General features: G+C 65.7%; 16 protein-coding genes. 7 read left to right on the forward strand and 9 right to left on the reverse strand.

Going from position 1 to position 17,275, the window contains the following annotated elements:
• Positions 1–24: 24 nt before the first annotated feature.
• Both B2W22_RS10275 and B2W22_RS10280 read right to left on the reverse strand, forming a co-directional pair.
• Positions 25–1,752, reverse strand: a complete 1,728-nt coding sequence (locus tag B2W22_RS10275; protein WP_224776715.1) for an alpha/beta hydrolase — start codon at positions 1,750–1,752, stop codon at positions 25–27.
• A gap of 102 nt (positions 1,753–1,854) precedes the next feature.
• Positions 1,855–2,514: a glutathione S-transferase family protein gene (locus B2W22_RS10280; protein WP_175122725.1), complete on the reverse strand. Its 660-nt coding sequence runs from the start codon at positions 2,512–2,514 to the stop codon at positions 1,855–1,857.
• A gap of 156 nt (positions 2,515–2,670) precedes the next feature.
• Here B2W22_RS10280 and B2W22_RS10285 point away from each other — a divergent pair, with 156 nt between their 5' ends.
• Complete coding sequence (locus tag B2W22_RS10285; protein WP_175137640.1) at positions 2,671–3,435, forward strand: class II aldolase/adducin family protein; 765 nt, start codon at positions 2,671–2,673, stop codon at positions 3,433–3,435.
• A 44-nt stretch (positions 3,436–3,479) separates the two neighbouring features.
• Here B2W22_RS10285 and B2W22_RS10290 read toward each other — a convergent pair whose 3' ends face one another.
• The 3 genes from B2W22_RS10290 to B2W22_RS10300 form a co-directional block, all read right to left on the reverse strand.
• Complete coding sequence (locus B2W22_RS10290) at positions 3,480–4,268, reverse strand: hypothetical protein (RefSeq protein WP_175184496.1); 789 nt, start codon at positions 4,266–4,268, stop codon at positions 3,480–3,482.
• 163 nt (positions 4,269–4,431) lie between these two features.
• Entirely contained in the window at positions 4,432–4,893 is a 462-nt protein-coding gene (locus B2W22_RS10295; protein WP_175122728.1) for an SRPBCC family protein, read from the reverse strand.
• A gap of 93 nt (positions 4,894–4,986) precedes the next feature.
• Complete coding sequence (locus tag B2W22_RS10300) at positions 4,987–6,570, reverse strand: FAD-dependent monooxygenase (protein WP_175137642.1); 1,584 nt, start codon at positions 6,568–6,570, stop codon at positions 4,987–4,989.
• A gap of 332 nt (positions 6,571–6,902) precedes the next feature.
• On the opposite strand from B2W22_RS10300, the gene uvrA reads away from it, so the two are divergent.
• Together uvrA and B2W22_RS10310 are read left to right on the forward strand one after the other, a co-directional pair.
• Positions 6,903–9,539 carry an excinuclease ABC subunit UvrA gene (gene uvrA / locus B2W22_RS10305; protein ID WP_286937519.1) on the forward strand — a complete coding sequence of 879 codons (2,637 nt, stop codon included), beginning with the start codon at positions 6,903–6,905 and terminating at the stop codon, positions 9,537–9,539.
• A gap of 6 nt (positions 9,540–9,545) precedes the next feature.
• Positions 9,546–9,995, forward strand: a complete 450-nt coding sequence (locus B2W22_RS10310) for a GNAT family N-acetyltransferase (RefSeq protein WP_056558459.1) — start codon at positions 9,546–9,548, stop codon at positions 9,993–9,995.
• A 26-nt stretch (positions 9,996–10,021) separates the two neighbouring features.
• Here the strand turns inward: B2W22_RS10310 and B2W22_RS10315 are convergent, their stop codons facing one another.
• Positions 10,022–10,804, reverse strand: a complete 783-nt coding sequence (locus B2W22_RS10315) for a hypothetical protein (RefSeq protein WP_175122731.1) — start codon at positions 10,802–10,804, stop codon at positions 10,022–10,024.
• A 155-nt stretch (positions 10,805–10,959) separates the two neighbouring features.
• Between B2W22_RS10315 and B2W22_RS10320 the strand changes: the two genes are divergently transcribed.
• Together B2W22_RS10320 and B2W22_RS10325 are read left to right on the forward strand one after the other, a co-directional pair.
• Positions 10,960–12,009 carry an NADP(H)-dependent aldo-keto reductase gene (locus tag B2W22_RS10320; protein ID WP_286937521.1) on the forward strand — a complete coding sequence of 350 codons (1,050 nt, stop codon included), beginning with the start codon at positions 10,960–10,962 and terminating at the stop codon, positions 12,007–12,009.
• A gap of 284 nt (positions 12,010–12,293) precedes the next feature.
• Positions 12,294–13,364 carry a polymorphic toxin type 44 domain-containing protein gene (locus B2W22_RS10325; RefSeq protein WP_175122733.1) on the forward strand — a complete coding sequence of 357 codons (1,071 nt, stop codon included), beginning with the start codon at positions 12,294–12,296 and terminating at the stop codon, positions 13,362–13,364.
• Positions 13,365–13,883: 519 nt separating this feature from the next.
• Here the strand turns inward: B2W22_RS10325 and B2W22_RS10330 are convergent.
• Positions 13,884–14,705 carry a metallophosphoesterase gene (locus B2W22_RS10330; protein ID WP_175122734.1) on the reverse strand — a complete coding sequence of 274 codons (822 nt, stop codon included), beginning with the start codon at positions 14,703–14,705 and terminating at the stop codon, positions 13,884–13,886.
• A gap of 109 nt (positions 14,706–14,814) precedes the next feature.
• On the opposite strand from B2W22_RS10330, the gene B2W22_RS10335 reads away from it, so the two are divergent.
• The gene (locus tag B2W22_RS10335; protein WP_175122735.1) at positions 14,815–15,219 is read left to right on the forward strand and encodes a lysozyme inhibitor LprI family protein; all 405 of its coding nucleotides are present in this window, start codon (positions 14,815–14,817) and stop codon (positions 15,217–15,219) included.
• A 170-nt stretch (positions 15,220–15,389) separates the two neighbouring features.
• A complete protein-coding gene (locus B2W22_RS10340) occupies positions 15,390–15,950 on the forward strand; it encodes a DNA-3-methyladenine glycosylase I (RefSeq protein ID WP_254594940.1) in 561 nt (186 codons plus the stop codon).
• Between the two features lie 77 nt (positions 15,951–16,027).
• Here B2W22_RS10340 and B2W22_RS10345 read toward each other — a convergent pair whose 3' ends face one another.
• Together B2W22_RS10345 and gvpU are read right to left on the reverse strand one after the other, a co-directional pair.
• The gene (locus B2W22_RS10345) at positions 16,028–16,723 is read right to left on the reverse strand and encodes a pentapeptide repeat-containing protein (RefSeq protein WP_175122737.1); all 696 of its coding nucleotides are present in this window, start codon (positions 16,721–16,723) and stop codon (positions 16,028–16,030) included.
• A 5-nt stretch (positions 16,724–16,728) separates the two neighbouring features.
• A complete protein-coding gene (gene gvpU / locus B2W22_RS10350; RefSeq protein ID WP_175122738.1) occupies positions 16,729–17,175 on the reverse strand; it encodes a gas vesicle accessory protein GvpU in 447 nt (148 codons plus the stop codon).
• Positions 17,176–17,275: the final 100 nt, after the last annotated feature.

The raw sequence follows: 17,275 nt of genomic DNA on the forward strand, positions 1-17,275 counted from the left end.
ATTCATGAGCTGCGCCTGCCGCGCCTAACCTCCGCGTCCTTCATAGGCGCCTTCGTCGCCGTCCTCGTCTTCCATCGCGGCCTGCGCGCGTTCCAGCAGATAGCGCTTCAGGCCTTCAAGGCCATCCGGCGTCCAGTCCGTTACGCCGGTCACCGCAACCCATGCATCCACATAATGCTGCGGCGCATAGACGTGTCCATAGCCCATGGGCGTCGCCGTGCCCACCGCCATGTCCAGCGCCAGCTGCAACATCGTCACCACGGGATACCAGCGCAGCTCGGGCGACACGTCCGGTCCCATCGGCGCGTTCATCCACGCGGGCGGACGGTACAGATCGCGATAGTCGAAGAACGTGACCGGGTCGCTGGCGTATTGCAGGTAGACGACACGCATCGGCCCCCACGGCGCGTCGGCCGGCACGGGTGATCCGTGCTGGTTCATGAAGCGCACGAAGGCGCCATCGCGCAGCTCGGGCAGCCACGCGGGCGAGCCGGGATTGCGGGCGTCCGTGATCTTGCGCCAGACCCGGCTCTCAAAGGGCGGGCCGCTCCAGAGCGCGCCCTGGATCGGATCGCCGATCATCTCGAACAGTTCGGCCGAGCCGGCGGAGTTCATGGCGCCCAGGCTCAGGCCATGCAGATACAGCCGGGGCCGCCGGTCCTTGGGCAGCGTGGTCCAGTGGCCATACACCGCCTGGAACAGCGCCCGCGCCGCCTCGGCGCCGTATTCGGGTTGCGCCAGCAGCGATAGCGGGCTGGACAGGTACGAATACTGCATTGCCACGCTGGCCACGTCGCCATTGAGCAGGTATTCCAGCGAGTCTGCGGCGGCGGGGTCGACCCACCCCGTGCCGGTTGGCGTGATGACGACCAGCACCGAGCGGTCGAAGGCGCCGACGCGTTTCATCTCGTCCAGCGCAAGCTGCGCGCGGGCCTGCGGCGTGGCCGCGCCGCGCAGGCCGACATAGACGCGGATGGGTTCCAGCGCCTCGCGTCCCGACTGCGTGGTGATCTCGCTGGCTGTCGGGCCCGACGCGATGTATTCGCGGCCCGCACGGCCCAGTTCATTCCAGCGGATCAGCGACGCCGGACCGCCGGTCTTGTTATCGGCGGTCGGCTGCGGGCGTTCGGGTTCCAGCAGCGCGTCGAATTCTTTGAACGACGCATCCAGCACATGCAGCGCGCCGCGGAAGAACACGTCGGTCGCCAGCAGCCAGAAGATCAAAAGGGCGATGGCCGCGCCCGTGACGTTGGCCACACGCCGCGGTACGACACGCCGCACCTGCCGGGTCAGATAGCGCGCGATCAGCTTGAACAGCCGCGCCAGCGCCAGCAGCACGGCGAACGTCGCGAGGGCGATCAGGCTAACCTTGATGGGATGTGCGCTGGTCACGGGTTCCATCTGCATCAGCGCGCGGATGGTGTTCTGCCATTCGGCTGCGCGGCCCAGGAATACGATCGCCACGGACACGCACAGCAGGCCGATGACGGCATTGATGATGCGCGCGGTCCGGCCGCGGGGCTCGGGTAGTTCCATGTAGGCCCACAGCCAATGCCACAGCACGCCCAGGCCATATCCCGCGGCGAGGCAAGTGCCGGCCAGCACGCCCTGCGTGACGTGGGTGCGGGGGATGAGGGTGGGCGTCAGCGCCGCGGCAAAGAACAACGTGCCGAGCATGAGGCCGACGCCGGATAGGGACTCCAGGTGCGAGCGCAGGAAGGTAGGCAGGTGGCGGGGCAAGGTCTGCTGCACGGTGGGCGTCCTCATCCGGGAGGGAATGGCGGGGATTCTCGCACGTTGCCGCGCGATGGTCGCGGGTGACGATGTTTGCGGGTGCCGATACGGACGGTGCTGTCAGTCGCGGTCGGGCGCGCCCAGCGGAAAGAGCGTCCGGTAGGGCCGGGCCTCGTCGACCGCCCGCGCGAACGACGGCCGCGCCAGCAGCCGCGCGCGATAGGCCCGCAGATGCGGATAAGCGTCGGCGATCGGGTGGGTCCAGTCGGCGTAGAACAAGGCGGGCGCGGCGGCGCAGTCGGCCAGCGTGAAGTCCCCGCCCGCCGCCCATGTGCGCGTCGCAAGCTGCGCGTCGATCCAGGCGTAGGCCCGTTCCAGCTTCTCCGCGGCCAGCGCCCGCGCTTCGTCACGCCTGGCGGGATCGCCGGTCAGCGCGCCGTTCACCGCGTGCTGCATCCAGTACATGACGTGCAGGTCGAAATAGCGGTCCAGAAAGCGCACGTCCAGCGCGGCCATCGGGTCGGCGGGAATCAGCCGGACCGGGCCGGGGTGGGTCAGTTGCAGGTATTCGATGATGATGCTGGACTCGGCGACGTTGCGTTCGCCGTCGACCAGCAGCGGAAACTTGCGCAGCGGCCAGCGCTCGATCCAATCGGCGGCATGCTGGGGCGTGTCGGGCCCGATGCTGCGGAACTCGAACGGCGTGGCGTTTTCGTACAGCGCGATCAGTGTCTTCTGCGTGTACGACGAAAAGGGATGACCGTAAAGTGCAGGCAGCATTCTCGGAGTCTCCTCGGACGTGGCTCACAGGTTAATGGGTCTCGGGCTGTTTCACCAGACGGACGCCGCCGTGCGCGCCGGGCGCGAAAAGGAATACAGTGCATGACGGATCCCGGCGCAACGGCGCGGGGCCGACACCAACAATACGGAGACAGGATGGATACGGCAGGCAAGCAGGGCGCCAGCGTGCGCGAACAGGTCGGCGAAACGGAATGGCAGGTCCGCAAGGACCTGGCGGCGTTGTACCGGCTGGTGGCGCTGTTCGGGTGGGACGATCTGATCTTCACGCACATCACCGCCAAGGTGCCGGGCACAGAGCATTTCCTCATCAACCCCTACGGGATGATGTTCGACGAGATCACCGCGTCCAGCCTGGTCAAGATCGACCTGCACGGCAACAAGGTGATGGACTCGGAATACGACATCAATCCCGCCGGCTTCACCATCCACAGCTGTATCCATGCGGCGCGCAAGGATGCGATGTGCGTGCTGCACACGCATTCGATCAATGGCGTGGCGGTCTCGGCGCAGAAGGCGGGCCTCTTGCCGCTGTCGCAGTTCGCGTTCATCGTGCTGCGCTCGCTCAGCTACCACGACTACGAAGGTCTGGCGCTCAATCCCGACGAGCAGCCGCGCCTGGTGCGCGACCTGGGCGCCAACAACTACCTCATCCTGCGCAACCACGGCCTCTTGACCGTGGGTCAGAGCATGGCCGAGGCCTTTCAGGCCATGCACCGGATGGAAGCCGCCTGCATGGTGCAGGTGCGCGCCCAGGCGGGCGGCGAACTGACCCACATTCCCGCGGACATCCTGGCCCGCGCGGCGGTGGAGTCGCCGGCTGACCGCGCCCACAAGGCCCAGCTGGCGTGGCCGGGCCTGCTGCGTCGCCTGGACCGGCGCAATCCGGGCTACGCGGAATAAGCGTGAAGGCCGGTGCCCGACACCGGCCAGCAGCACGTCGCCGCCTACTTCTTCGCAGCCGGGTCCGCCGACAGAAACTCGGCGCAATCCGGCAGCGGCGTGGCCGGCTGGTACGCCGCGTCGCCGGCATTCCATGTGTAGGTGACGGTGTAGCTGCACTGCTTGTCCGCCTGCGGCGCAAGCTGCGCCTTGGTCAGGGCGGGCCGCGTGCTTGAATCCGCGAGACGGCTGGCGCCGGCTGGCGAGCGGGTGGCCTGCGTCTTCACCAGCAGATCCGGCAATTCCTTGCCCGGCAGGGCCTTCAACGATGCCGTGAACTGATAGACATCGCTGCATTGCCCGGCGCGCTTTTCCTGGTCCGCCTCGTTGAAGCACGCCCGGATGGAGGCATCGGCCGAGTACGGCATGACGAGCACCAGGCTCGCGCCGGCCTGCTCGCCCAGATTGACGTCGTACAGATACAGATCCCGGCGTTCGAATCCGCCGCCGGAGAACGGGGTCGACGCCTTGAAATCCGGCTCCGCCGGGCCGATCACGCCGACCAGCGCCCGCTCTTCGCTCAAGCGGATCAGTTCCGGCCAGACCTTGAAATCCTTGAAGTCGGGAATGTCGGGCGAGTCCCAGAACCGGTAGTCGGCGCGCAGGGTCCTGCTGGTCGCGAATGGCCCGTTTTCGCTGAATGCGCCGTCCGTCTTGATGCCCACGCACCAGTCGGTCTGGGCGTTGCAATACAGCTTGTTGTCCGCGTTCAGCTTCAGGGGCTCGGTATCGGGGGCGGCCGATGCCGCGGCGGGCAGGGCGGCGCAGAGCAGCAGGGCAAACACTTTTGACACGATTCTTCCTTCTTGTGGGATGCGCGCGGGCCGGTATGTTACGGCCCGCGCAGCGCCGCTGGGGCGCGCCACATTTTGTAGGGAGTCGGGCCATTGCGCGCGACCCGATGGTGTCAAAAGATGAACAAACGTATCGGAGTCGATGCCGTTCGCGCCGGCGGCCTCAGTCGCGCACCGGGCCGTCGGGCGTATCGGTTTCCACCAGCCGGGCCAGTTGCAGCAGTGATTCCTGCCAGCCCAGGTAGCACATCTCGGTCGGGATGACCTCGGGAATGCCCTCCTGGACGATGGTCAGTTCCGTGCCGCACGAGACCTGCCGCAGGTTGATGGTCGTCGTCATCTCGCCCGGCAGGGCGGGATCGTTGAAGCGGTCCGTGTAGCGAATCTTCTCGCCTTCCACCAGCTCCAGGTATTCGCCGCCGAACGGCTCCAGGTGGCCGGTGGCGAAGTTGCGAAAGGCCATCCGGTGCTTGCCGCCCACGCGCGCGTCCAGTTCCTGGACCGAGCAGGTGTAGCCATAGGGCGGAAGCCACTTGGCGACCGCGTCCGGTTCGAGAAAGGCGCGATAGACGCGGTCGGGGGAGGCGCGCAGGACGCGCAGGTGTCGTACGGTTCCGGTAGTCATGGTGTAGTCCGCCTTGAATTGAGGGTGGGTGCATGACTACGACGAACGGCCGGCACCCGGATCGACACGGATTTACCTGGGGATTTCCCTAGGTCATGGCGTCTGCCCGGATTGGCGCAGCCGTTCAATGTACGCCGACAGCGTCTCGGCGTGCCGCTGCTCGGCGCGCAGGCCGACGTGCCCGTCCGCCCGCACCGCCAGCAGCATCATGTCGCCCACGCCCATCCGGGCCGCGGTGGCGGGCTCCAGGTAGGCGTCCACGTCGGTGACGCCATCGCTGGCGGTCAGGGAAACCACCACCTCGATGATGTAGCCGTCAGCCAGCGCCATCAGCTGGCGGCGCAGGTCCGACAGCGGCTGCTGCGGTGTGCCGGGGCCGCCAATCAACAAAACGGTATGCCCGCGCCGCCTGGCGTACTCGTGCAGCTTGCCCCGGCCGCCGGTGGAAAACCGCACGTCGATATGGTCCGGCAGCCGCTGGCCCGGCCAGATGGCCTCGTGCCGGTCACCCATGACGATGGGCGACCTCGCGTAGTCGATGTCGAGTTCGGCTTCCGACACGGCCTCGCGGTGCCGCGCCTCGGGGTTGCCGAAGGCCGCGCGGATCGCCAGATCGCGCGCGCGCCGCTCTGCGTTGCCCTGCGCCATCTGCGCGCTTTCGGCGGCATCGCCCGACGCCATCACCATGTCGGCCACGGGCCGGCGTTCGGCGTGATAGCTGTCCAGCAGCGCGGGCGAACAATGTCCCTGGCAGACGAGTGCCAGCTTCCAGCCCAGGTTGTAGGCATCCTGCAGGCCGGTGTTCATGCCATGTCCCTGCGCCGGGCTGCACGTGTGCGCGGCGTCGCCCGCCAGCAGCACGCGGCCGGACCGGAACGCGCGCGCCACCTTGGTGTGGCATTCGAAGCGCGCCGGGTGCGAGACGTTGTAAAAGCCGGCGTCGGGCAGGTAGCGCCGCAGCGTGGACAGCGCGTCCTCGACCAGGTCCGACTCCGCGGAGCTGGGACGCAGGTAGACGCGCCAGCGCTCGCCGGGAAGCGCGGTCAGAATCACGGGAATCTGATCCAGGTAGGCGTAGTTCGCCTCGAACGCCTCCGGCCAGTCGGGGATGGTGGCGTCGAACACGGCCCACGGCTGGTTGATGTCGTGGCCGTCCTGCTCGATGCCGGTCAGCATCCGCACGGTGCTGTGATGCCCGTCGCAGCCGACGAGCCACTGCGCCAGCACCTGCGACAGCTTGCCGCCGCGCTCCACGGTGGCCAGCACGCCGTCTTCCTGTTCCTGCAATCCCACCAGCTTCGTGGCGCGCGTGACCTTGCCGCCCAGCCGCGCCAGATGGTCGGCCAGCACCGTCTCGGTGACTTCTTCCGAGATGCCGATGTTGAAGGGATAGCGGCTGCCGGCAAGTTCCAGGTCGATGATGCCCAGTTCGCTGCCGCCCGCGTGAATGCGGGCGCGCCGCTGCTTCACGCCCGCGGCCAGCAGGGGTTCGATGATGCCCAGCGCATCCAGGATTTCAAGTGAACGCGGATGCACGACGGTTGCGCGGTCCCAATCCAGCGGGCGTTCGTGCGCATCGATCAGCAGGCAGTCAACGCCGCGGCGCTGCAATTCGGCGGCGGTCAACAGGCCGGCCGGGCCCGCGCCCACGACCAGGACGGAAATCGAGATCACCATGTCTTGCCCTCAGCAATGTGGTCATCAAGTCCTGCCGCAAGGGATGCAGCCTGCCCGGCAGTCGGAAGCAGCGCGGTCGCGCCGATGCTGCCGGCAGCACGACAAAGGCGGCGCATTGCGCCGCCCCTGCCGTTTCGCGTGTTGCGAAATTAAAGCAGCGCCGGGGCGCCGTCAACGGCAATGCGCGGCGCTGCGCGCGAGTGGGGAGGCACCTCGTTCCGCGGTATGAATGCATCAGTGCGCGCGGTCTCATGCGCTGGGATGAGGCGCCGCTCGCCCGGTTGGCCACGCCCGCGAAGGCATCCGCCGTCCGGTCCATTACTATTTCAGCCATGAGCCAGCGCAAGAATCCTTCGAAGCCGGGCCCCGATGCCTGCATCCGCGTGCGAGGCGCGCGGGAACACAACCTGAAGAACGTGGACGTCAGCATCCCGCGCGATGCGCTGGTGGTGTTCGCCGGCGTGTCCGGGTCGGGCAAATCGTCACTTGCATTCGGCACGCTGTACGCCGAAGCGCAGCGCCGCTACCTGGAATCGCTGTCGCCGTACGCCCGGCGCCTGATCGATCAGGTGGGTGTGCCCGACGTCGACGCCATCGATGGTCTGCCGCCCGCCGTGGCGTTGCAGCAGCAGCGCGGCACGCCGAACGTGCGCTCCACGGTCGGCAGCGTCACCACGTTGTCGAGCATGCTGCGGATGCTGTATTCGCGCGCCGGCACCTATCCGGCGCGCCAGCCCATGCTGTACGCCGAGGACTTCTCGCCCAACACGCCGCAGGGCGCCTGCCCGCATTGCCACGGCCTGGGCTACGTGTACGACGTGACCGAGGCATCCATGGTGCCGGACCCGTCGCTGTCCATTCGCGAGCGCGCGATCGCATCGTGGCCGCCGGCCTGGCATGGCCAGAACCTGCGCGACATCCTGGTGACGCTGGGCTACGACGTGGACAAGCCGTGGCGCGACCTGCCCAAGAAGGACCGCGACTGGATCCTCTACACGGACGAGCAGCCCACGGTGCCGGTCTACGCCGGTTTCACGCCTGCCGAAACGCGCGCGGCGCTGCGCCGCAAGACCGAACCCAGCTACATGGGCACCTACACCGGCGCGCGCCGGTACGTCATGCACACGTTCGCCACCACGCAGAGCGCCATGATGAAAAAGCGCGTGGCGCGATTCATGACCGGCGCGCCGTGCCCGGAATGCGGCGGCCGGCGCCTGAAGCGCGAGGCGCTGTCCGTGACGTTCGCGGGCCTGGACATCGGCAGCCTGTCGCAACTGCCGCTTGCCCGCATCGCAGAGGTTCTGGCGCCCGCCGCCGAAGGCCGGTTCGACGAACACGCGGCGCAGTCTGGATCGACGCGCAGCAAGGCTGCGGGCGTGCGCGCCAACGCCAAACGCGTGGCGGCCGGCGGGCTGTCGCATGCCGGCAGCCGCGACGTGCGCCGCACGCCGGACCTGTCGCCCGAGAAGCGCATCGCCGCGCAGCGCATTGCACATGATCTGGTCGAGCGCATCGGCACGCTGCAGGCGCTGGGCCTGGGCTATCTGGCGATGGACCGGTCCACGCCCACGCTGTCGCCCGGCGAGTTGCAGCGCCTTCGGCTGGCCACGCAGATCCGCTCCAACCTGTTCGGCGTGGTGTATGTGCTGGACGAACCGTCGGCCGGTCTGCACCCCGCGGACGGCCAGGCGCTGCATCGCGCGCTGGATGAGCTGAAAGCGGGCGGCAACACGCTGTTTGTCGTGGAGCACGACCTGGACACGCTGCGCCGCGCCGACTGGCTGGTCGACGTGGGGCCGGGCGCGGGCCAGCACGGCGGGCAGGTGCTGTACAGCGGTCCGCCCGAGGGGCTGCGCAAGGTAAAGGATTCCGTCACCGCCAAGTACCTGTTCGACATGCGCCCCGCCAGCCGCCGCAACCCGCGTGAACCGGCTGGGTGGCTGGAGCTGCGCGGCATTCATCGCAACAACCTGCACGGCGTGGACGCGCGCTTTCCGCTGGGCGCCTTCACGGCGGTGACGGGCGTGTCCGGCTCGGGCAAATCCAGCCTGGTCAGCCAGGCGCTGGTTGAACTGGTGGGCGAACACCTGGGCCAGGAACTGCCGGCCGAGGAACCCGACAGCGACCTGCCGCAGCCCGGGAACCTGCCGCGCACCACGGGCCGGTTGCATGCGGGCGGGCAGGCCATCAAGCGCCTGGTCAACGTGGACCAGAAGCCCATCGGCCGCACGCCGCGCTCCAACCTGGCCACCTACACCGGGCTGTTCGATCACGTGCGCAAGCTGTTCGCCGACACCAAGGCCGCGCGCGCCCGACGCTACAGCGCGGGCCGCTTCTCCTTCAACGTGGCGCAAGGGCGCTGCGAGACCTGCGAGGGCGAAGGCTTCGTCCACGTCGAACTGCTGTTCATGCCCAGCGTGTACGCGCCGTGCCCCACGTGCCACGGCAGCCGCTACAACGCCAAGACGCTTGAAGTCGAGTGGAATGGCCGCAACATCGCCCAGGTGCTGGACATGACGGTGGACGAAGCGCGCGATTTCTTCAAGGACGAGGCGGTGGTGGCGCGCCCCTTGACGCTGCTGGCCGAGATCGGCCTGGGCTACCTGCGCCTGGGCCAGCCCGCCACTGAACTGTCCGGCGGCGAAGCCCAGCGCATCAAACTGGCCACCGAACTGCAGCGCAGCCAGCGCGGCAACACGCTGTACGTGCTGGATGAGCCCACGACGGGCCTGCACGCGGCGGATGTGGACAAGTTGATGACGCAGCTGCATGGCCTGGTCGATGCCGGCAATACCGTGGTCGTGGTCGAACACGACCTGCGCGTGGTCGCTGGCAGCGATTGGATGCTGGACGTGGGGCCGGGCGCTGGCGAAGAAGGCGGCGCGATCGTCGCGGCCGGCACGCCGGAGACCGTCAGCCGCGGCAATGCGGGCGTCACCGCCCCGTTCCTGCGGCGTTTTTTTGACTGAGGAAACATGGAATTCATCTACCGTCCCGCGCGCGGCGAGGACGTGGCGGCCTGTATCGACATCCGCGGCAAGACTCGCGAGAACGCATTTTCCGCGGCGGACCTCGCCGAGGCCGGCGTCACGCTCGAATCATGGACGGCGGCGGTGCAGGACGGATCGCTGCCCGGTTATGTGGCAACCGTCGACGGCAAGGTTGCCGGATACTGTTTTGGCGACACCGAGGCCGGTGAAATCGTGGTGCTGGCGCTGCTGCCCGACTTCGAGGGGCATGGCGCGGGCAAAACGCTCTTGAATCTGGTCGTGCGCGATCTGAAGGCGCTGGGGTTTGGGCGGTTGTTCCTGGGATGCGCGAGCGACCCCGCCGTCCGCTCGTATGGCTTTTACCGGCACCTGGGCTGGACATCCACGGGCAAGTTCGACGACCGGGGCGACGAGGTGCTGGAGCTGCTTGCCTGAAACTCGTGCCGTGAACGCCCGCACTCCTACTGCTGCATTTCCTGCGCAAGCGTAGCCTGCATGCGCTCCATGCTTTCCTGACCCACCTGGATCAAGCCGCTGCCCGGCTGATCGATATCCAGGATGAAGGTCAGCACCAGGGCAATCAGCGCAGCAAACATCCCGGTGGAAATCGGCCGCCGCCGTCCATACAGGCCCGTGCCGTACGCGATATAGCCCATCGAGCCGCCCGCCACGATGAACAGCAGGTAGTACACCGGCTCGGGCACGTGATTTTCCAGTGCGACGCGCCGCTTCTCGTTGATCTGCGCCATCTCGTTGATGGCCTGGATGAACATGATCGTGGAGATGGACGGCGGATTCTCGGCCCGCGCCGCCACCGCCGCCCGGATCTGGCGTTCAATGCGGCGTGCCGTGGCGTTGGCGGCGGCAAAACGCGGCGAATCCTGGTCGGCCAGGTGGTAATCCAGCGATGCCGACGTGTATTCGTGCAGCATCTTTGCCACCACCGGCCGGTGCTCGGCGGGGATGAGCTGCGACCGCCAGTAGGCGTTGCCGATCGCGTTGGCCTCTTCCAGCACCAGGTTCTTGCGCGTTTCGAATCGTGTGACCGACATGGCGAACGTAAACCCCAGCAGCAGGGCCAGCAGGCCGAGCAGGGCGGTCTGCAGCGCGGTGATGTGCGTCTTGGCGGCCTCGTCGGCCGGCTTGCGCAGCCGGCGGCCAAGGCGGTAGCCGACCTCGATGACGCCCAGGAAAATGATGAGCACGACGAAAAAGAGGATGACCTCGTCGACTTCCCGCAGCATGCCGTTTTCCCCCCGGATCGGATTTGCGGATCAGCGTATGCCGATTGCGCGGCGGCGGCAAGCGTGGCCGAACGCCGGGCCATCCTGTCAGCGAAACGCCAACATCTTGGAGTAAGGTGTCGCATCCCAACCCCAAGACCCGCACGGAGCAGAACTTGAAATACCGCAAACTCGGCCGTACCGACCTGGATGTCAGCCTGATCGGGCTGGGCACCATGACCTGGGGCGAGCAGAACACCGAAGCCGACGCGCATCAGCAACTGGACTACGCGCTGGAGCGCGGCGTCAACCTGGTCGACGTGGCCGAGATGTATCCCGTGCCGCCCAAGCCCGAAACCCAGGGGCTGACCGAAACCTACATCGGCACGTGGCTGGCCAAGACCGGCCGCCGCCAGGACATCGTGCTGGCCAGCAAGGTGGCCGGCCCCGTGCGCGATGCCAAGCGCCCCGGCCACATCCGCGACGGCAAGACCTTCCTGGACCGCAAGAATCTGACCGCGGCCCTGGACGCCAGCCTGAAGCGCCTGCAGACGGATTATCTGGACCTGTATCAGCTGCATTGGCCCGATCGCACCACCGCGACGTTCGGCCAGCTCAACTACCCCTGGGTCGAAGACGAGCACACCGTGCCGATCGAAGAGACCCTGTCGGTGCTGCAGGACTTCGTGCGCGCCGGCAAGGTGCGCCACGTGGGCGTATCCAACGAAACCCCGTGGGGCGTCAGCCAATTCCTGCGCCACGCCCAGAACGCCGACCTGCCGCGCATCGCGTCGATCCAGAACGCGTACAGCCTGCTGAACCGCGTGTACGAGATCGGCCTGTCGGAATTCACGCACCACGAAGGCGTAGGCCTGCTGGCGTATTCGCCGCTGGCGATGGGCATGCTGTGCGGCAAGTACCTGGACGGCGCCAAGCCGGCCGGCGCGCGCCTGACGGTGTACACGCGCTTCACCCGCTACAGCAACCCCCAGGCCGAAGCCGCCACGCGCGAATATGTGGAACTGGCGCGCAAGCATGGCATCTCGCCGACGCATCTTGCGCTGGCTTGGGTGAATCAACGCCCGTTCGTCACCAGCAATCTGATCGGCGCAACGTCGCTGGAGCAGTTGAAGGAAAACATCGACAGTGTTGATGTGACGTTGTCGGCTGAGGTGCTGGACGCGATCAACCGGATCCACGTGCGTCATCCGAATCCGGCGCCTTGAGGCGCGCGGGGCGGGACGGGAAGCCGTTCATGCCCTGATGGAAAGCGGTTGATCTCCTTCGAGGTCAACAACCGAAAAGCTCACTTGCGAAAGCGGTGGGCTTTTTTCATTTCCGAGGGCGAGTTCTGTAATGCAGTCGCTGGCACGCATGTTTGAAGCAGGGGGGCTTCAAGTCGCGCGTCGCATCACGGGAGAAAAGTGAATCAGGCAATTTTCGCGTTTATCTGATTCAAGTCGGTTTCTGCGACGCTCAGACTTTCGCGCATCAGTAATTGCCTGGAGCAATGATGACAGCGCGCCCGATCATTCGTGTTGGTGACAAGACAACCCATGGCGGAACGGTGTTGGAGGGGTTTTCGTCCTACGACATCGACGGCAGGGCGGCAGCAGGGCTTGGTCACAAGGTGGACTGCCCAAAATGCAAGGGAATCTATCCCATCGTTGAGGGGGTTGGCAGCTTCGCTATCGACGACGGATACGTAGCCATTGAGGGAATGAGGACGGCCTGCGGCGCTACGTTGATCGCCAGTCAAAATATTGCATTGGTGATTCCGGATGAGGGTGGCACCGCTCGAGCGTCCGGCAATGCGGGCGCCTTTTCAAAGGGCATTTGGGAGGGCGGAGAAGGCGCAGATCGGTTGCTGTCCAATAAAGTGCGGCAGATTGGTTGTGAACACGCAGACACGGCATTGATCCCTGCCGAGTACATCGTTCGAGAGATGAAGACCAATCCCTTCTCAATCCGGGGGCGCCAAATCCATGACTCGAATTATTTCGACCTTGCGGCGTATCAAAAGCATTGGCGCGACTCGCCCTGGTACGCAAAGCTATCGACGCGCCCTACTTACTTGGAGGCGCTGGCCGAGGAGAAACTTCGCGCATATGCACTTTGGGCCGATATTGTCGGACCTGGGCAGCCGTGGGATCACAAGCCGGTGCTGCAAAAGATGCTGAAAGACGTTTGGAATTCAGGCTGGCATAAATTGGGCGCGTATGACTATTTCTACGACATCTGGTCCAACATTCATTATGGCTATGTCGGTGTGGCGGTCGGATTCACCCCAGATGAACTGATCAACGGAGCAGGGATCGCTCAGGCATTGCATGACACTTTGGGCGCCTTGGCAAAACGGCGAATGCCGACCATGCAGAATCATCCGGAAAACGGCGGATGGCCTGCTAGCGCAGACGATAGGCCGGACCATATTTCAATTCAGTTGGGGTGTGACCTGTACGCAAACGTCAGACCTCATGCACTGACCCCGGACATCCTGCTTGGAACAGTCGAAGCTGTACCGTTGCCTTGGGGAAACAGCAGGGGAAGTTCGAAAGAATTGCACGTCTGCGAACGCTAGCTAGGGCAAATATGCGGATTCTCGGAAGGTCAATTTGCATCCTGCTGGCTTTGCTAGGAGGGTTGTGTGGAAGTCTGGTAATTTGGGGTTCGCTGACGCCTACGGTGGTACTCCACTATGCGCAAGACGCTGCAGCGCCCGTGTTGGTTTACTTCAACGATAATCATCGCCTCACAAGGGAAACCATTCATCCCGGGGAGTCAGTCAGATTTTCGACCACGATGTTTGCGTCGCCGGCGTCGTGGATTGAGGTCAGCACGCCATTCGTCAATCGCCGAAGCGTAGAGATTACGGGCAAGTTCAGTCGGGTGGATGTGTGCATCAGTGCACAAGCGCGGTTTAGCTCGCACACAAGGCATCAGTATTTCTCGCGCTTCACGTCGCCAAGTGAGCCATGCGGGGTTGCCGATCACGGGCGGTAGGAGGCCGACTGCTGTTCGCCAAATCGGAGCGCGACGGAATCGATTTCGATCCCGCAATCCAGGGATCCGTCCACCGCCATCACAGCAGGTCCCGCATTCATGTCTGCCGACGCACCGGAACCTCCCACAACTTCTCCGGCGCAAAATCCGCCTGTTCCCCCTTCTTCGCATACCCCAGCGGATTCGCAATCACCCGGCAGCCGTCCTTCACGTAATCCTGCGCGCAGTGCAGATGCCCGTGAATCCACACGTCGGCCAGCGGCAGCAATCCATCCAGCGCGTTGCAAAACCCCGCCGTGCCCGGCGTGACGCCGTAACGGGGATCAGCACTGGCCAATGTCGGTGCAAAGTGTGTGACGGCCACCGTCGTGCCGTCGAAGGGCACACGCAGGGCGGCGTCCAGCCACGCCTGACAGGCCAGCCCCTGCTCGCGCATCTGTTCAGCCATGAAGGGCGCGCCATGGCGGCGCATCTCGGCCTTTTCCAGATAGAAGTCCGCCGCGCGGAAGGCCTTCGCTCGCTTCTTCAGCGCTTCACCCAGCGTGTCGTCCGGCGCCGCGAGCGCGTCGAAGTCCGTCCACAGGGTCGTGCCGACAAAGCGCACGCCGCCGATGACGGTGGTCTCGCGTTCCAGCCACTGGATGTCCAGCGCGCGGCACAGGTCTTGCAGGCGCGCGTGCGTCTCGTCGAAATCCACGTTGTCGTATTCGTGGTTGCCCGGCACGTAGAGGACGGGCGTGGGCCAGCCGTGGCGCGGCGAATAGTCGCCCAGGCCGAAGTCGTCCCGTTCCAGCCGTGAGCCCTGGCGGTACGATCCGATGTCGCCGGCCAGCACGAGCAGGTCGGCGCCCGGCAACGGTTGTGCCACAAAGGTGGGATCGGTTTCAAGATGCAAGTCGGAAAGCAGTTGGATCTTCATGGGGGCTATCTTAGGCGACGGATAGCCGCGCTGCGCCTCGCCGGCATCCATGCGACACTTTCCCCCATGCGTTGACCACCCCAATCCCACCCCAAAAGGAGGAATTCCCATGCGTATCGTGTTTGCCGCCGCCGCGCTCCTGCTTGCAGCGGGGGCGCAGGCCCAAGTGCTCAAGTGTGACCAGGCGTCCACCCAGACCGACATGAACCTGTGCGCGGATCAGGCGTATCGCCAGTCCGACGCCGAGTTGAACGCTGCGTACAAGGAAGCGACGGAGCGCCTGAAGGACAGCAAGGACGCCTTGACGCAACTGCAGGCGGCGCAGAAAGCGTGGCTGTTCTTTCGCGATGCCGAATGCGCGTTTTCGTCGACAGGCGTGACGGGCGGCAGCGCCTATCCGATGGTGTTGAGCATGTGCCTGGATAAGCTCACGAAGGTCCGGACCAAGGAATTGCGCGCGTATCTGGCGTGCGAGGAAGGCGACACGAGCTGCCCGGTGCCGCGCAAGCCATGAGTGCTGCCGCGCAGAATGCCGGACATCATGCCAGCCCGGAAGTCGGCACTCCGGACGTCAGCACTCCGAACACCAGCAACCCGGACATCGCCGACCCGGCCGCCGGCATCCCCGACACCGGCCTGATCATTGACGAGCATGGCAAGCCGCGTTGCTTCTGGCAGCCGTCCATGCCGGACTATCACGATCATGAATGGGGCCGGCCCGTCGTGGACGACCGGCGCCTGTTCGAGAAGATCTGTCTGGAAGGTTTTCAGGCCGGCATGGCGTGGATCACGATCCTGCGCAAGCGCGAGGCGTTTCGCGAGGCCTTTGACGATTTCGACATGGAACGGGTGGCACGTTATACCGAGCGCGACGTGGAGCGCCTGATGGGCAACGCCGACATTGTGCGCAACCGCGCCAAGATCGCGTCGGCCATCAACAACGCGCAGCGCGCGCGCGAACTGGCCGACGAGACCGGCTCGCTGGCCGGCTGGCTCTGGTCGCATGAACCGCCGCCGCAGGACCGACCGGTGGCGGTGGATCGGCATTATTGGGACAGCAATCCCACGTCCAAGGCGTCGATCGAACTCTCTCGCGCGCTGAAGCGGCGCGGCTGGACGTTCGTGGGCCCGACGACCATGCATGCCTTCATGCAGGCCGTGGGCATGGTGAACGAGCACATGAGCGGTTGCGTCTGCCATGGGCAGATCGAGGCGGCGCGCGCGTACTTCCGGCGTCCGGGCTGAACCAATGCGCGGCAATGCAGGCGCTGGCGGCATCGCCGGCCTGCAAGTCCGCAAAGACGGGCCGCGTCAGAACCGTGTCAAACCACGCTGATGCGCAACTCGGCCAGCAACGCCGCCGCCTGCGTCTTGGAAATCGTCGCGCCGGCCAGCCGGGCGGCCGCCGTCAAGTCCAATCCGCCAAGGTCTGCTTCCCGCAGGTCCGCGCCTTCGAAGTGGACGTTTTTCAACGTGGCATTGCGCAGGCTGCCGCCGTGAAACACCGTCTCGCGGAAGTCGCTTCCCGACAGGTCCGCGTCCGAGAAATCCAGCTGCAGCAGATTGCACTTGCGAAACGACACGCCGCGCAGCAGCGCGCCGACCAGCAGGCATTCCTCGAGCGACCAGCCCAGGCACGCAATGCCATCGAAATCCGATCCGGTCAGCTTGCACGACCGGAATTTGGCGCTGGCCAGCCGCGCGCGGCGCCAATTGGCGTTGTTCAGGTCGCAGTTCTGGAAGTGGGCCTCGCTGGCGTCCGCCGACGCAAAGTTGGCCGACCCGCCGCGGCAGCGTAGCCATTGGCTATCAGTCAGATCCGCGCCCTGGAACGAGGCGCCCGCAATCGCGCAGCCGCTGAACTGGAAGCCGCGCAGTTCCAGGCGCGAAAAATCTGCGTCCTGGAAGTCGCAGTCCACGAACGACAGCGCCTTGCCTGCCGCCGTCTCGATGAGGGCCTGCATTGCCTTGCGGTCGATGTCCTGTCCCTCGATCGGCGCAGTAACGGGTTGCGTCATGCGGATCAGGCCGAGGCGTCGGACTGCAAACGGCCCAGGATGAACCCGTCGACGGCGCTCGTGCGGCCGCGCCACAGCGTCGGCTGGCCGGCGATGGGCGTGCCGTCGGCGGTGAAGAACAGGGCGTCCGCCAGGTGAATGTAGTTGGGCAGCGGATCGACGGGCTGGGGCAGGCGGAACACGTCGCCCAGTTCGGCCAGCGAGGCGTGCACGGTCTGGCGCGTGTCGGGGTCCAGCGATTCCAGCGAGCCCGAGAAGCTGGCCGCGAAGGTGTCGAAGTACTCGGCGCCCGAGACGATCGAGCCGGAGACCAGCATGCCGCCCATCTGCAACGTCACGCCAATGCTTTCGATCTGGCTGCCGTTGTTGACGAGGTTGACCAGGAACTGCAGGAAGGCGTCTGCGGCGGGCGTGGCGGCAGCGGGCTGGCTCGAAGGGGTGTCAATGCTCATGAGAAGGGTCTCTGGAAGATTTGCGAGAGGCACAAGATACTCGAAGGGCGCTAAAAATGGTCGGACCGCAATCCGTAGAGAAACGGGCGGTTCGGGCGGC

The sequence above is a fragment of the Achromobacter sp. UBA4530 genome (genome assembly GCF_002388205.1).
GTDB classification, from domain to species: Bacteria; Pseudomonadota; Gammaproteobacteria; order Burkholderiales; family Burkholderiaceae_B; genus Achromobacter; species Achromobacter animicus.

Coding starts and splice junctions, on each gene's coding strand:
- B2W22_RS10280 (WP_175122725.1), bottom strand. CDS start 2,514: ATGCTGCCTGCACTTTACGGTCATCCCTTTTCGTCGTACACGCAGAAG.
- B2W22_RS10285 (WP_175137640.1), top strand. CDS start 2,671: ATGGATACGGCAGGCAAGCAGGGCGCCAGCGTGCGCGAACAGGTCGGC.
- B2W22_RS10295 (WP_175122728.1), bottom strand. CDS start 4,893: ATGACTACCGGAACCGTACGACACCTGCGCGTCCTGCGCGCCTCCCCC.
- B2W22_RS10300 (WP_175137642.1), bottom strand. CDS start 6,570: ATGGTGATCTCGATTTCCGTCCTGGTCGTGGGCGCGGGCCCGGCCGGC.
- uvrA (WP_286937519.1), top strand. CDS start 6,903: ATGAGCCAGCGCAAGAATCCTTCGAAGCCGGGCCCCGATGCCTGCATC.
- B2W22_RS10310 (WP_056558459.1), top strand. CDS start 9,546: ATGGAATTCATCTACCGTCCCGCGCGCGGCGAGGACGTGGCGGCCTGT.
- B2W22_RS10315 (WP_175122731.1), bottom strand. CDS start 10,804: ATGCTGCGGGAAGTCGACGAGGTCATCCTCTTTTTCGTCGTGCTCATC.
- B2W22_RS10325 (WP_175122733.1), top strand. CDS start 12,294: ATGATGACAGCGCGCCCGATCATTCGTGTTGGTGACAAGACAACCCAT.
- B2W22_RS10330 (WP_175122734.1), bottom strand. CDS start 14,705: ATGAAGATCCAACTGCTTTCCGACTTGCATCTTGAAACCGATCCCACC.
- B2W22_RS10335 (WP_175122735.1), top strand. CDS start 14,815: ATGCGTATCGTGTTTGCCGCCGCCGCGCTCCTGCTTGCAGCGGGGGCG.
- B2W22_RS10340 (WP_254594940.1), top strand. CDS start 15,390: ATGCCGGACTATCACGATCATGAATGGGGCCGGCCCGTCGTGGACGAC.
- B2W22_RS10345 (WP_175122737.1), bottom strand. CDS start 16,723: ATGACGCAACCCGTTACTGCGCCGATCGAGGGACAGGACATCGACCGC.
- gvpU (WP_175122738.1), bottom strand. CDS start 17,175: ATGAGCATTGACACCCCTTCGAGCCAGCCCGCTGCCGCCACGCCCGCC.